The sequence below is a fragment of the Microcystis sp. 0824 genome (assembly GCF_003112475.1).
In the GTDB taxonomy this organism is placed as follows: Bacteria; Cyanobacteriota; Cyanobacteriia; order Cyanobacteriales; family Microcystaceae; genus Microcystis; species Microcystis aeruginosa_C.
On the sequence record NZ_BDSM01000053.1, the window covers coordinates 173,280 to 185,736 of the forward strand.

The following is a 12,457-nucleotide window of genomic DNA, read 5'->3' on the forward strand; positions in this document are numbered from 1 at the left end:
TATTCCCCCTTTTGCCTCTTGCCTCTTGCCTTTTGCCTGTCCTGATATGTAGCATATACTTAACGGATTTAGTATGACTTCCTATGCCTTTTCTTCATCAAAAACTAAACAAAAAAGCATTAAAAAAGAAGCATCAAATACCCAAGATATATAATAAACTTAAAAGAGTAATCAATTAGTCGTTTTTAGGTGAAAAAATTATGGGACGCGCCAAGAGAGTGGTTTTAGCTTATTCCGGAGGAGTCGATACTTCCGTTTGTATTCCCTATCTCAAACAGGAATGGGGAGTAGAAGAAGTGATTACCCTAGCCGCCGATTTAGGACAGGGAGACGAGTTAGGACCGATTCAAGAAAAGGCTCTGCGCTGCGGAGCGATCGAATCCTTAGTGGTCAATGCTCAAGAAGAATTCGTCAAAGAATACGCTTTTCCCTCAATTCAAGCTAATGCTCTCTACGAAAATCGTTATCCCCTTTCTACCGCCCTGGCTCGTCCTTTAATCGCTAAATTATTAGTAGAGGCCGCCGAGAAATACGGGGCCGATGCCGTCGCTCACGGTTGCACCGGCAAAGGTAACGATCAAGTGCGTTTTGATGTGGGCATTATGGCCCTTAATCCTAGTTTAAAAGTTCTCGCTCCCGCCAGGGAATGGGGCATGAGTCGGGAAGAAACCATCGCCTACGGGGAAAAATGCGGGATCGAGTCTCCCGTGAAAAAATCCTCGCCTTTTAGTATCGATCGTAACCTGTTGGGGCGCAGTATTGAAGCAGGTCCTTTGGAAGATCCGATGACGGAACCCCCGGAAGAAATCTATTTAATGACCAAAGCGATCGCCGATACTCCCAACGAGCCGGAATACGTCGATATTGGTTTTAATCAGGGAATTCCCGTCAGTTTAAACGGAGAAAATCTCGATCCCGTCACGCTCATTAGTCAATTAAATGACCTAGTGGGTAAACACGGTGTTGGTCGGTTAGATATGATCGAAAACCGGGTAGTGGGAATTAAATCGCGAGAAATTTATGAGGCCCCGGCTTTATTAGTTTTAATTGATGCTCACCGGGACTTAGAAAGTTTGACTTTAACTGGAGATGTTACCCAATATAAACGGGGAATTGAAGAGACCTACGGACAGTTAATTTATAAAGGATTGTGGTACAGTCCCTTAAAGGAAGCGATCGATGCTTTTATCCTCAAAACCCAAGAACAGGTAACGGGATCGGTGCGAGTCAAACTGTTTAAAGGTAACGCTAAAGTGGTCGGTCGTCAGTCAGTCAATTCCATCTATTCTCCCGATTTAGCTACCTACGGGGCCGAGGATCAATTTGATCATAAAGCTGCCGAAGGTTTCATCTATGTTTGGGGATTACCCAGCAAAGTTTGGGCTGAAAAAACTAGAGGGAAGTAATCAACAATTCTCCCCTAAGTAAGTGGGTTTTAATTCAGATCCTCCCGACTATCAGCACCCTTATTAAGGGGAGAAGGGGGGATCGTTTAAATTAAACTAAATTTTATCATCAACAAAAATTAAATTTGAACCAGACTCGATAACTGATTTAAATTTGATCACCGATTTTATCAGACTTAGGATTGTTAATAAAATTAAATATAACTAATGAAATGACTTTTTTAGAACCATGCCAGCAAAAGATATTTACCATGAAGCCGTGAAAAATGCCTTAATTAAAGACGGTTGGAGTATTTTAGCTGATCCTTATAAAATTAAATATAAAGATGTTGAATTATTTGCTGATTTAGCAGCAGAAAAACCTTTGGCTGCTGAAAGAAATGGACGTAAAATTGTTGTGGAAATCAAAAGCTTTTTAAGTCCCTCACCTATGAGAGATTTTGAAATAGCTTTAGGACAATATATTTTATATCGAAATTTAATCAGTCTTACCGAACCAGAATATCAAATTTATCTAGCCATTAAAGACAGCATTTATGAAAATTTTTTCCAACGAGAATCAATTCAGGATATTCTGAAAATAAATCAATTACTTTTGCTGGTTGTTGAGATGGAAAAGGAGAAAATTTTACAATGGATAGACTAGAAAAATATCGCAATGCCATTAAAAAAGTATTAACAGAATATCACGAATGGGTTTCTGGTTCTGCTAATTTAGATCAAGAAAGTTGTCTGGTTTTTGACGAGATACATGATCAGTATTTTTGGCTTTTTATGGGTTGGGAAGGCAAGAAAAAAATCAGGAATATTCAAGTCCATATTAGGATTAAAAATGAGAAGATTTATATTGAGGAGGATTGGACTGAGGAAGGTATGGCTACGGAATTATTAAGGGAGGGTATTTCTAAAGAAGATATAGTTTTAGCCTTTTATGATCTGGAAACTCGTAAGTTAACTGGGTTTGCTGTGAGTTAAGTTATCGGTAAATCTTGCCTCGAAATCTGAGGTTTATAAAAGAAGCTTAAAGGAGCTATTTTGTTACTTTTGAACCAGTTTATCCTATGGGTAACAAGAATTTGAGCTATAATCATAATATCTCTATAACCCCACATAAAAAAGGCTTATGGCCATTTCAATTACTTTAACCCTACCTGATGAGATTTTTAATCTAGCTCAATCCTTAGCCCATTCAATTAACCGTGATCTTAATGATATATTAGTAGAAGCGATCACTTTTTCTATTAGTCCCAATTATCAAGGCGAAAAAATCTCATCCCTAAATTCATTATCAGATGAAGAAATTATCAAATTAACTCAATTACAAATGGCATCAGAACAGGATCAAAGATTAAGCGAGTTGCTCAATCAACAACAAGAGAGGGATTTATCAACCTTTGAAAATAGGGAACTTTGGTCATTGATGCAAATTTATCAAATAAACTTGTTAAAGAAGGCACAAGGATTAAATGAAGCGGTTAAAAGAGGATTAATTTCACCCTTAGAAGCATGAATCCTAGCCCTATTCCCGACTATATTAAAGATAAAATTCGCCAACAGGCTAACAATCGCTGTGGGTATTGTTTAAGTTTACAAAAATATGTGTTAGGATTGCTGGAGATTGAACATATCATTCCTAAAGCTAAAGGGGGAAGCGATGATGAACATAATCTCTGGTTAGCTTGTCGTTTATGCAATAGCTATAAAGGCAGACAAACCGAAGCAAAAGACCCAGAAACTGAGCAAATTGTTCCCCTTTTTAATCCAAGAAAACAAATATGGTCAGAACATTTTCAATGGAGTCAAGAGGGAACACAAATTTTAGGAAAAACCCCTTGTGGACGTGCAACGGTTATGGCATTAAAACTCAATAATTTGATTGCCACCACAGTTAGACAACAATGGATCTTAGCAGGATGGCATCCCCCTAAAATTTAACTTCAAAACCAAAGCAGTTCATTTTGATAAGTACCTGAGCAAAATTAATTACACATTTCGACAAAGCTTTTGCCTCTTGCCTCTTGCCTATCTTCACTAGGAAATTAATTTTGCACGACTACTTATAACCTTGCAACCAGTCAAAAATATTTATATAACCCACAACTATGTTAAATATAAAAATCAATAAAAAATTATGATTAAATACCCCTTGACTCCCCCCCCTTGTGATACTTTCTGTTGCAGAATATTGGCGCAAAACTAGCGTTAAATATGACCATAATTTTCTCCTATTACTGTCATCGAATCTATGAAAAAATTACTGACAATTTTAACCCCCTTGACTCTGATGGGGTTAGCTGGGGTTACTCCTGCTCAAGCGGCAATAGTAGCTGGTTGGAATTCATTTAATGCCAGTACCGCAACCTATCCCAAAGCGGCGAATACTGTAGGTGCGAATATAACCAGCACTGGGTTAAACACCGCCGGGATAAATCGGGAGAATGATCCTATCTTCCTGTTGGGTGGTTCTACTACTAACGGTTGGAATACAGGTAGCACTGTTAATACCAGCCAATATGTGGAATTTGCCGTACAACCTAGTGCAGGTTTTCAAGTCGATTTTACTAACTTACAACTCAATGCGGCGCAAGATGAAACGCGGCTAGATTTGGTCTTGCGCTCTAGTGTTGATGGGTTCACCAGTAATTTAGGGACACAAGTTAGCTTAACAGGTGGCTTTATTACCTACAGCTTTGACCTAAGCAGTTTAGCACCCCAAACCGGACCGGTGCAGTTCCGTCTCTATGGACTGAATGCTAACACCCCAAATGTCTTCTTCTTTGGTGAAAACTCCACTAATGTTGCCGGGGGTGGGTTTGTGGCTCTTAATGGGGATATCACTCCTGCTGGTGGCGGTGGTGTATCAACCCCGGAACCTAGTGGTATAGTGAGTTTAATCGCTGTTGGTGCCTTGGGTGCTGCTTCTCTTCGTCGTCGGGGATAAATTATCCTTGGCAGGGGCAACTACAGAGGGGGGGCCCCGATATCTTGATATAATCGGGAGTGATAGGTCAATTATCTTTTCTGAATAGGGGCAAATATGCAGATAAAAGACATGACTCCCCAAGAGTTACAAAGTTTAATCCGTAATACAGTAGATGATACTCTAGATGAATACTTTGGTGATCCAGATGAGGGAAAACAAGTTAAGGAATCTTTTAAAGAAAAGTTATTAGAAATCCGACAAAAAAGACTACAAGGAAGAGCGACTATTCCCGCAGCTGAGGTGGATAAAAGATATGGGATAGAACCTTAAATGAGCTATTCTGTTACTTTTGAACCAGAGTCGATAAGTGATTTAGATTTGATCACAGATTTTATCAGACTGAGGATTCTTAATAAAATTAAATGGTTAGCTATCAACTTTGAACAGATAACTCCCCTACCTCTTACGAGAGAATGGTCAGGGTTTTACAAATTAAGAGTAGGAGATTATCGGGTTATTTATGAATTTGATCGAGAGAGTAGGATAATTATTATTGTTAGAGTAGGTCATAGAAGTGAAGTTTATGACTAAATACTTACTAAAATAATTGGGATCAGCAATAAGCTAAGACGCATTTTAACCGCCTATCCTTAGGATAGCGAGATTATTTTCTAGTAAAAATTGCCAAAGACAGCCCAATTATTGACAAAATTATGGCAGTATAAATCGAGCGGTAGCCCTGATTAATTACGGCACGGCATATAATAAAAAACGGTCTCCCTAAACCAGTTGCCAAAATCGCCGCCATGGACAGTCAATTACTCGATAAACTCGGACAATTACAAAACCTCTTAAAAACCAGCGAAAAAGCTCTGATTGCCTATTCTGGGGGCGTGGATAGCACCCTAGTGGCCAAAGTGGCCTATGATCTGCTAGGGGGTCAAGCATTGGCAATTACGGCGGTTTCCCCTTCCCTACTGCCGGAAGAATTGCAAGAAGCGATCGCTCAGGCCGATTATATCGGTATTCGGCACGAATTGGTGGAAACCGAGGAAATGAATAACCCCAATTACACCAGTAATCCCGTTAATCGCTGTTATTTCTGCAAAAGTGAGCTACACGACACCCTTAAACCCCTCGCTCTCGCTCGTGGTTATTCCTACGTCATCGATGGCGTTAATGCTGATGATTTAAGGGATTATCGTCCCGGGATCCAAGCCGCTAGGGAGCGCGGCGCTCGTTCACCTTTGGCGGAAATTGTTATCACAAAAAGCGAAGTTCGTCAACTATCTCGTTACTTAAATTTACCTTGGTGGGATAAACCGGCGCAACCCTGTTTAAGTTCCCGTTTTCCCTACGGGGAGGAAATTAGCCTGGAGAAATTGCAAAGAGTCGGACGGGCGGAGATTTATCTGCGAAAATTAGGTTATCGTCAATTACGGGTGCGATCGAGCGGCGATACGGCACGGATTGAATTACCAGCAGCAGAAATCCCCGACTTTATTAATCGGACAAATTTAAGCGAATTAGTCGCTGATCTGCAAAAACTAGGCTTTATCTATGTCACCCTCGATCTAGAAGGTTATCAAAGCGGCAAGCTTAATCGAGTCCTCTAGGAGTGAGGTGATGGTAGAGTGGGAATTATGAATTATGAATTATGAATTATGAAGTGGGGAAGTGGGGTGTGGGAATTATCAATTATGAATTATGAAGTGGGGAAGTGGGGGAATTTCAACTAAAACCCTAACACCCCAAAACCCCAAAACCTAAAACCTGTCCCAGAAGTCACTCGATCGTATATATTAAAAAAATGTTAAAAAGCCGGGGAGCGGACTGATGAACCTTTTTCCAGGGTTCCTAAGTCTTTACCCCTAAACCTCTAATTGCCAAGGCGAGGATAGATGAGTCAACTACAAAATGCCTTTACCCTATTCCTGAGCCTGTTGGTGGAAGCGATGCCTTTCTTACTGCTAGGGGTGATTCTCTCTAGTATTCTTTTAATATTTGTCGATGAACGTCGCCTAGTTGCCTTGATGCCTCGCAATGCTGTTTTAGGAGCATTTGTGGGGGGATGTATTGGGTTTTTGTTCCCCGTCTGCGAGTGTGGCAATGTGCCGGTGGCGCGACGTTTACTTGTGCAAGGAATGCCGAATGCAGTAGCGGTTAGTTTTCTCTTAGCAGCGCCGACAATTAACCCGATTGTTATCTGGTCCACTTGGGTAGCTTTTCGCGATCAACCGGAAATTGTTTTCTATCGAGTTATCTTTTCTTTGTTCATCGCTACGGTTATCGGGATTATCTTTAGTATCCAAAAAGATCCCCGACCGCTCCTACAAACCTCTTTGGCAAAAAGTCTCAATTGGCAACCGCAAACACCGGAAAAAGAATCTATCCCACTACTACTACAATCCGGTTCTTTTCTGATCGGTAATTCTGGGCAAACTTTGCGCTTAGATGAAAGTTTTGCCGCTACTGCTGTCCTACCGGCAGTGCAAGCAATCCCGATGAAAAGGCGCTGGTTAACTTTTCTGGAAAACGTGGTGATGGAATTACGCGAATTAGGAGGAGTGTTAATCTTAGGAAGTGCTATAGCGGCTGGTTTACAGGTATTTGTTCCCCGGGAATTTGTTCTTAATTTGGGTCAGGATCCGATTACTTCGATCTTGGCCATGATGCTGTTAGCGGTAATTGTTTCGATTTGTTCCACGGTTGATTCTTTTTTTGCTCTCTCCTTTGCCTCTAGTTTTACCAGTAGTTCCCTGCTGGCGTTTCTAGTGTTCGGTCCAATGATTGACCTGAAAGGGATTGGTTTAATGTTGTCTATTTTTAAACCGAGAATGTTAATTTATCTCTTTGCTTTGGCAGCGCAAATGACTTTTTTACTCACCTTGGCTCACAGTTATTTATTTTAGGTCAGTCCCTAGATAGTTTTTCCCATGAATTCATCACGTCTAAAAATAATCGCTCCCCAATTTATCGATATTATTGCCCTCATCGGTTGGGGTTCGTTACTATTTAAATACTGGATAACTGGACAGTTAAATTTACTGATCCATCCTAATTATTTTATTCTGGTTCTCATCACCAGTATTGCTTTATTTGCCCTAGGATTAGTCAAGCTTTGGACATTATTAAAAGAGTGGCAAAAAAAGATTAATTTAGATAGTAATGATAATCGATCGCATATTACCATTCTTCCCCAACATTTTGGCTCAGGTTTATTAGTAATAACTGCCCTTTTAGGCCTATTTATCGCCCCGCAGCCCCTCAGTAGTCAAATCGCATTACAGAGGGGAATTAGTGAATCTTTACCCCTAACTCGCGTGCAAACTCAATCCTTTGGCACTACCGTTAAACCGGAGGAAAAAAGTTTAATTGAATGGGTAAGAACTTTGAATGCTTACCCCGAACCTGATGCTTACACAGGACAACCGGTAAAAGTCACAGGTTTTGTGGTACAATTGCCCCAATTACCCGATAATTATCTATTAATTAGTCGCTTTATTCTTACCTGTTGTGCCGTAGATGCTTATCCCGTGGGTTTGCCAGTGAAACTATCAGGAAGTCGCGGTCAATATCCCAATGATACTTGGTTAGAAATCACTGGAGAAATGGCCACGGAATCTTTACCCGTAGAGGTGGGAAAATCAACCACCAGAAGACAATTAGTAATTAAGGCCAAATCCGTGAAATCTATACCCACTCCTGGGGATCCCTACGGATATTAACAGTTATCAGTTATCAGTTATCAGTTATCAGTTATCAGTGAGCAGTCGTTGTTATTAACCATCTACTATAATGATCAAGACCTTACAACTACAACCGATTGATAAATTAGCGATAACATTAATTGTATCGCTAACCTTAGTAATTGGTGGCTTAATTTGGTTAGGTAATAGCTGTGGTAATCAATGTCTTTTACAAACTGGTCCAAGGGTCAAGGAATTTAGCTGGGAAAATCGAGAAATTGGAGCGGAAGATCAAGCATTTATTATCACTTTTGATCGCCCCATGGATCATGCTAGTGTAGAAAAAAATCTAGTTATCGATCCTCCGCTCCCGGGGAAGTTTAGTTGGGCCGGAAGACGATTAGCTTATACCCTCACTTCTCCCATTCCCTACGGAGAAAAATATCATCTGCAAATTGAAGGTGCGCGGGAACAATTTCCCAGCGGTAATCGATTAGGACAAACCCTAGGAATCTTTGAAAGAGAATTTAAAAGTCGCGATCGTGCTTTTGCCTATATTGGCACTAATGGGGAAGAACAGGGAAGATTAATTTTTTATAACTTGACCGAGGAGAAGAAAACCCTCTTAACCCCCGCAAATTTGACCGTTATGGCTTTTGAATTTTACCCTGATGGTAAAAAAATCCTCTTTTCGGCCGTGGCGAAAAATCAGGGTATACAGGGAATTCGCGAGTTGCAGCTTTATCAAGTTGATAGCAGTCAATCCCCTGCAAAAATTGAGTTAGTGCTAGACAATAAAGATTATCAAAATAATCATTTTGATTTAGCTAAAGATGGGGAAACTATTGTCGTGCAGAGAATTGAGCGCCGCAATCCGATTAACTTCGATTTATGGGCAGTTAAATCGGGGGAAAAACCCCAACAATTAAACATTCAAGGTGGCGAATTTTTGATCGCACCTGATAGTAAAACTTTGGCTGTCACCCAGGGGGAAGGAATCGCCCTTTTGCCTTTAAAAACCGAAACAAAACCCCTAGATTTTTTACCAAAATTTGGGCGAATTTTAAATTTTTCTGCTGATGGTACGGCTGCGGCAATGGTGAATTTTAATACTGATAATGCTAAAATGCGTTATATTCGATCGCTTTTTTATGTCAATAATCAAGGATTACAAAAACGCTTACTCAATCTACAAGGTTCGATTATAGATTGTCAATTTAATGCCACTGGTAGTGATTTGTATTGTTTGTTAACCGAGTTAGTTACTAACAGTCAAGAGTACAAAGAAAAACCCTATTTTGCTAAAATAGATGTGAAGACAGGTCAAGTGACTCCCCTACTGGAATTAGCCGATTATCGTGATATTCACATTAGTTTATCTCCCGATAGTTTAGCAATTATTTTTGATCAACTTCGCACCAGTTATGATACTAATCCGACTAATCCCCTAACTACCGATTCAGGAGAAACAATTATCGGTGGTCGTTTGTGGATGTTAATTCCTCCCCTACAAGATGGAGTGAAAGCAAGTAAATCTGATTTAATTGAATTACCTCTAGCTGGAATTCGTCCCCAGTGGATGCCATAGAATTTCATCATTAAGTTAGGAATTATTTCGATGCTGTCAAACTCAGAAAAATTAGCCAAATTGCGTCAGTATTTTGTTAGTGGTGCCACTCGTTCCTATCAATTCCGTCGTCAGCAGTTAGAGAAGTTAAAACAGGCAATCATTAAATATGAAGCGGAGATCTATGAAGCTTTATATAGCGATTTAAAGAAAAGTCCCGAAGATTGTTGGATTACTGAAAATGGTTTCCTTTTGGTGGAAATTAATACCGCTTTAAAAAATTTGCGCTCATGGATGCAACCCAAACCTGTTAAAACTAATCTTTTAAATTTCCCTTCCTCCAGTCAAATTATTCGGGAACCTTTAGGAGTGGTTTTAATTATTGCTGCTTGGAATTATCCCCTCCAATTGTTATTAGCGCCTTTAGTCGGGGCCATTGCTGCTGGTAACTGTGCGGTATTAAAACCGAGTGAATTTGCCTCAGCGACGGAAAAATTAGTAATTAAAATAATTGAAGAAATATTCCCAGAAGAATATGTGTTAATTGTACCCGGAGATGGTGCGGAAGTAATTCCGAATATGTTAGACAGTTTTACCTTTGATCATATATTTTTTACTGGCAGTACCAGGGTAGGAAAAATTATTTATCAACTCGCGGCAGCAAAGTTAATTCCCGTTACTCTAGAATTGGGGGGAAAAAGTCCCTGTGTTATCGAAGCTGATGCTAATATTTCCGTGGCAACCCGTCGCATTGCCGTGACAAAATTCTCTAATTGTGGTCAAATGTGTATCGCGGCTGATTATGTTTTGGTACATCAATCCCAGCAGGAGAATTTGATTAGAGAATTAGCTAATACTATTGTTAATTTTTTCGGTGAAGATGCCAGATTAAGTGCTGATTATGGTAAAATAATTAATCAGAAACAATTTGACCGCCTGATTGACTTTCTCCAAGATGGTGAGATTGTTTTTGGAGGCAAAACCGATCGAGAAAATTTATATATTCAACCAACTTTATTAACTAATGTTTCCCTCGATGCTCCTATTATGCAAGGGGAAATATTCGGACCAATTTTACCGATCATTGCCTTTAGCACTTTTGAGGAAGCTTTAGCAATTATTGCTAAAAACCCTAACCCTCTAGCTTTTTATCTGTTTACTACCAAGGCAAAAACCGAAAAGAAATGGGTAGAATCAGTCCAGTTTGGGGGAGGTTGTATTAACAACAATAGTTTTCATTTTACTAATCCTAGTTTACCCTTTGGTGGTCGGGGAAATAGCGGTATTGGTAGCTATCATGGTCGTTTTTCCTTTGAGAATTTTAGTCACCAAAAAGCGATTATGAAAACACCTCTTTGGTTCAATCCCGCTTTAAAATATCCGCCTTTTAAGGGTAAATTAGGCTTATTTAAGTTATTGGTTCGGTAAAAAGCTACAGTTTAAGTTAAAGCTTTTAAGAGAGCTTGAAATTTCAGCTGAATTTCTGCTAGTTCTTTTTCTGGATCGGAACCAGCAACAATACCCGCACCGGCGTATAATCGCGCTCGATCGCCTTTAATTAATGCCGAACGAATACCAACAATAAACTCACTATTATTTTGACAATCAATCCAACCCAAAGGAGCGGCATAAAGAGAGCGATCAAAGGTTTCATAATGACGAATTTGTGCTAAAGCGATCTCGGTGGGAACCCCAGCAACAGCAGGAGTGGGGTGTAGTTGGGCAACAATTTCGAGGGGATGGATGGAGGGTTTGAGTTTGGCATGGATAGGAGTCCAGAGATGTTGAATATTGGAGAGTTTTAACAATCTAGAGGGGGAATTTTGCGGATTTAAGCCAATTTGTCGCAATTTTTGGTTAATAAAGTCACTAACAGCCCGATGTTCCCGTTGTTCTTTTTCACTAGCGAGGAGTTTATTGGCTAAAAGAGCATCTTCGAGCGCATTTTCTCCCCGGGGGGCGGATCCCGCTAAAGCATCGGTGATTAATTGCCCCTGATGGACAGTTAACAAGCGTTCGGGACTAGCGCCGATAAAATGATCTCCCCGTCCATTGCCGAGGGAAAAAGTGTAGCAATCGGGATGACGCTGACGCAAATTATCGAGACAGTTTACCAGATGAAAAGGACGGGGAGAAATCACGTCAAGAGCGTGAGCGAGGACAATTTTGCTAAAATTTTGAGCCTGGATAGATTGGAGTGCATCGGCAACAGCCGCTTGAAAATTATAGGTAGGATGAATATAATAACTACAGGGATCCTGATGGTGATTTTGTCGGCAATTGCTGGAGTTATTTTGAATGATTTTGAGGTTATTAATAGTTTCTTCGAGGGAATTTTCTATTTCTTCTTCGCCGGTGATTAAGAGATTGGTAAGGAAAAAATATTCCGACTGTTTTTTGATAATTTGAAACTTAGGCAGGGTTAGGTTAGCTGAGGGAAAGGGGGTAGCTGTTGCCGAGTCGAAAAAAGTGAAACTACAAAAGATGCGGGGAGTAATCTCGCTATAGTTATCAATTTTGATAATTCTTTGTTGACAGTTTTCAATAAATTTTTGAGCTTTTAAAAAACGTTGTTTGCCGTGGAAAGTGGCAGCAAAGGCGATATCGTAGCCGAGAAAAGCCGTTTCTCGTTCGGGATTTTCCCAATAACAATGGGTGGGATAGCTAGAAGCAATCCGAGAGAGAATTTCTAGGGGATCAAAGGGGGAAATTTTTTGACAAAAACTGATGATCGACGGATTTCCCTTTTCTGCGGCTAACAGTTGCGGGTTGAGGATAAAGTTATAGAGGCTGCGAAGATCAGCAATTGGACTATCAGGATAGGAAAGGCGAGGAACGGCAGAAGTCATGTCAAGTTTTTTGTATTTTTTGC

General features: G+C 40.1%; 14 protein-coding genes. 13 read left to right on the forward strand and 1 reads right to left on the reverse strand.

Annotation, left to right across the window (positions count from 1 at the left end):
- The first annotated feature begins 200 nt into the window (after window positions 1-200).
- From N0824_RS18225 to N0824_RS18290, 13 genes are all read left to right on the forward strand, one after another.
- Window positions 201-1,406, forward strand: coding sequence for an argininosuccinate synthase (locus N0824_RS18225; RefSeq protein ID WP_108937772.1), 1,206 nt, complete (start codon window positions 201-203; stop codon window positions 1,404-1,406).
- 229 nt (window positions 1,407-1,635) lie between these two features.
- Window positions 1,636-2,052, forward strand: coding sequence for a XisH family protein (locus N0824_RS18235; protein ID WP_108937773.1), 417 nt, complete (start codon window positions 1,636-1,638; stop codon window positions 2,050-2,052).
- The gene (locus tag N0824_RS18240) at window positions 2,040-2,381 is read left to right on the forward strand and encodes a XisI protein (RefSeq protein ID WP_108937774.1); all 342 of its coding nucleotides are present in this window, start codon (window positions 2,040-2,042) and stop codon (window positions 2,379-2,381) included. The genes N0824_RS18235 and N0824_RS18240 overlap by 13 nt, the downstream gene beginning before the upstream one ends.
- Window positions 2,382-2,529: 148 nt before the next feature.
- Window positions 2,530-2,916, forward strand: a complete 387-nt coding sequence (locus N0824_RS18245) for a hypothetical protein (RefSeq protein ID WP_108937775.1) — start codon at window positions 2,530-2,532, stop codon at window positions 2,914-2,916.
- A complete protein-coding gene (locus N0824_RS18250; protein ID WP_108937776.1) occupies window positions 2,913-3,341 on the forward strand; it encodes an HNH endonuclease in 429 nt (142 codons plus the stop codon). The genes N0824_RS18245 and N0824_RS18250 overlap by 4 nt, the downstream gene beginning before the upstream one ends.
- Before the next feature lie 310 nt (window positions 3,342-3,651).
- Window positions 3,652-4,347: a PEP-CTERM sorting domain-containing protein gene (locus N0824_RS18255; protein WP_108937777.1), complete on the forward strand. Its 696-nt coding sequence runs from the start codon at window positions 3,652-3,654 to the stop codon at window positions 4,345-4,347.
- Window positions 4,348-4,443: 96 nt separating this feature from the next.
- Entirely contained in the window at window positions 4,444-4,659 is a 216-nt protein-coding gene (locus tag N0824_RS18260) for a hypothetical protein (RefSeq protein WP_045359291.1), read from the forward strand.
- Window positions 4,660-4,920 carry a type II toxin-antitoxin system RelE/ParE family toxin gene (locus N0824_RS18265; protein ID WP_108937778.1) on the forward strand — a complete coding sequence of 87 codons (261 nt, stop codon included), beginning with the start codon at window positions 4,660-4,662 and terminating at the stop codon, window positions 4,918-4,920.
- A gap of 215 nt (window positions 4,921-5,135) precedes the next feature.
- Complete coding sequence (gene larE, locus N0824_RS18270) at window positions 5,136-5,945, forward strand: ATP-dependent sacrificial sulfur transferase LarE (RefSeq protein WP_108937779.1); 810 nt, start codon at window positions 5,136-5,138, stop codon at window positions 5,943-5,945.
- Between the two features lie 285 nt (window positions 5,946-6,230).
- Window positions 6,231-7,241, forward strand: coding sequence for a permease (locus N0824_RS18275; RefSeq protein WP_002793150.1), 1,011 nt, complete (start codon window positions 6,231-6,233; stop codon window positions 7,239-7,241).
- Window positions 7,242-7,265: 24 nt separating this feature from the next.
- On the forward strand, window positions 7,266-8,057 hold the full coding sequence (locus tag N0824_RS18280) for a TIGR03943 family protein (RefSeq protein WP_108937780.1): 792 nt from the start codon (window positions 7,266-7,268) through the stop codon (window positions 8,055-8,057).
- 70 nt (window positions 8,058-8,127) lie between these two features.
- On the forward strand, window positions 8,128-9,606 hold the full coding sequence (locus N0824_RS18285; RefSeq protein ID WP_108937781.1) for a hypothetical protein: 1,479 nt from the start codon (window positions 8,128-8,130) through the stop codon (window positions 9,604-9,606).
- 30 nt (window positions 9,607-9,636) lie between these two features.
- On the forward strand, window positions 9,637-11,013 hold the full coding sequence (locus N0824_RS18290) for an aldehyde dehydrogenase (protein WP_108937782.1): 1,377 nt from the start codon (window positions 9,637-9,639) through the stop codon (window positions 11,011-11,013).
- A gap of 11 nt (window positions 11,014-11,024) precedes the next feature.
- Here the strand turns inward: N0824_RS18290 and N0824_RS18295 are convergent, their stop codons facing one another.
- A complete protein-coding gene (locus N0824_RS18295; RefSeq protein WP_108937783.1) occupies window positions 11,025-12,434 on the reverse strand; it encodes an isochorismate synthase MenF in 1,410 nt (469 codons plus the stop codon).
- Window positions 12,435-12,457 lie beyond the last annotated feature (23 nt).

Coding starts and splice junctions, on each gene's coding strand:
- N0824_RS18265 (WP_108937778.1), top strand. CDS start 4,660: ATGAGCTATTCTGTTACTTTTGAACCAGAGTCGATAAGTGATTTAGAT.
- larE (WP_108937779.1), top strand. CDS start 5,136: ATGGACAGTCAATTACTCGATAAACTCGGACAATTACAAAACCTCTTA.
- N0824_RS18285 (WP_108937781.1), top strand. CDS start 8,128: ATGATCAAGACCTTACAACTACAACCGATTGATAAATTAGCGATAACA.
- N0824_RS18225 (WP_108937772.1), top strand. CDS start 201: ATGGGACGCGCCAAGAGAGTGGTTTTAGCTTATTCCGGAGGAGTCGAT.
- N0824_RS18235 (WP_108937773.1), top strand. CDS start 1,636: ATGCCAGCAAAAGATATTTACCATGAAGCCGTGAAAAATGCCTTAATT.
- N0824_RS18250 (WP_108937776.1), top strand. CDS start 2,913: ATGAATCCTAGCCCTATTCCCGACTATATTAAAGATAAAATTCGCCAA.
- N0824_RS18255 (WP_108937777.1), top strand. CDS start 3,652: ATGAAAAAATTACTGACAATTTTAACCCCCTTGACTCTGATGGGGTTA.
- N0824_RS18275 (WP_002793150.1), top strand. CDS start 6,231: ATGAGTCAACTACAAAATGCCTTTACCCTATTCCTGAGCCTGTTGGTG.
- N0824_RS18295 (WP_108937783.1), bottom strand. CDS start 12,434: ATGACTTCTGCCGTTCCTCGCCTTTCCTATCCTGATAGTCCAATTGCT.
- N0824_RS18245 (WP_108937775.1), top strand. CDS start 2,530: ATGGCCATTTCAATTACTTTAACCCTACCTGATGAGATTTTTAATCTA.
- N0824_RS18240 (WP_108937774.1), top strand. CDS start 2,040: ATGGATAGACTAGAAAAATATCGCAATGCCATTAAAAAAGTATTAACA.
- N0824_RS18290 (WP_108937782.1), top strand. CDS start 9,637: ATGCTGTCAAACTCAGAAAAATTAGCCAAATTGCGTCAGTATTTTGTT.
- N0824_RS18280 (WP_108937780.1), top strand. CDS start 7,266: ATGAATTCATCACGTCTAAAAATAATCGCTCCCCAATTTATCGATATT.
- N0824_RS18260 (WP_045359291.1), top strand. CDS start 4,444: ATGCAGATAAAAGACATGACTCCCCAAGAGTTACAAAGTTTAATCCGT.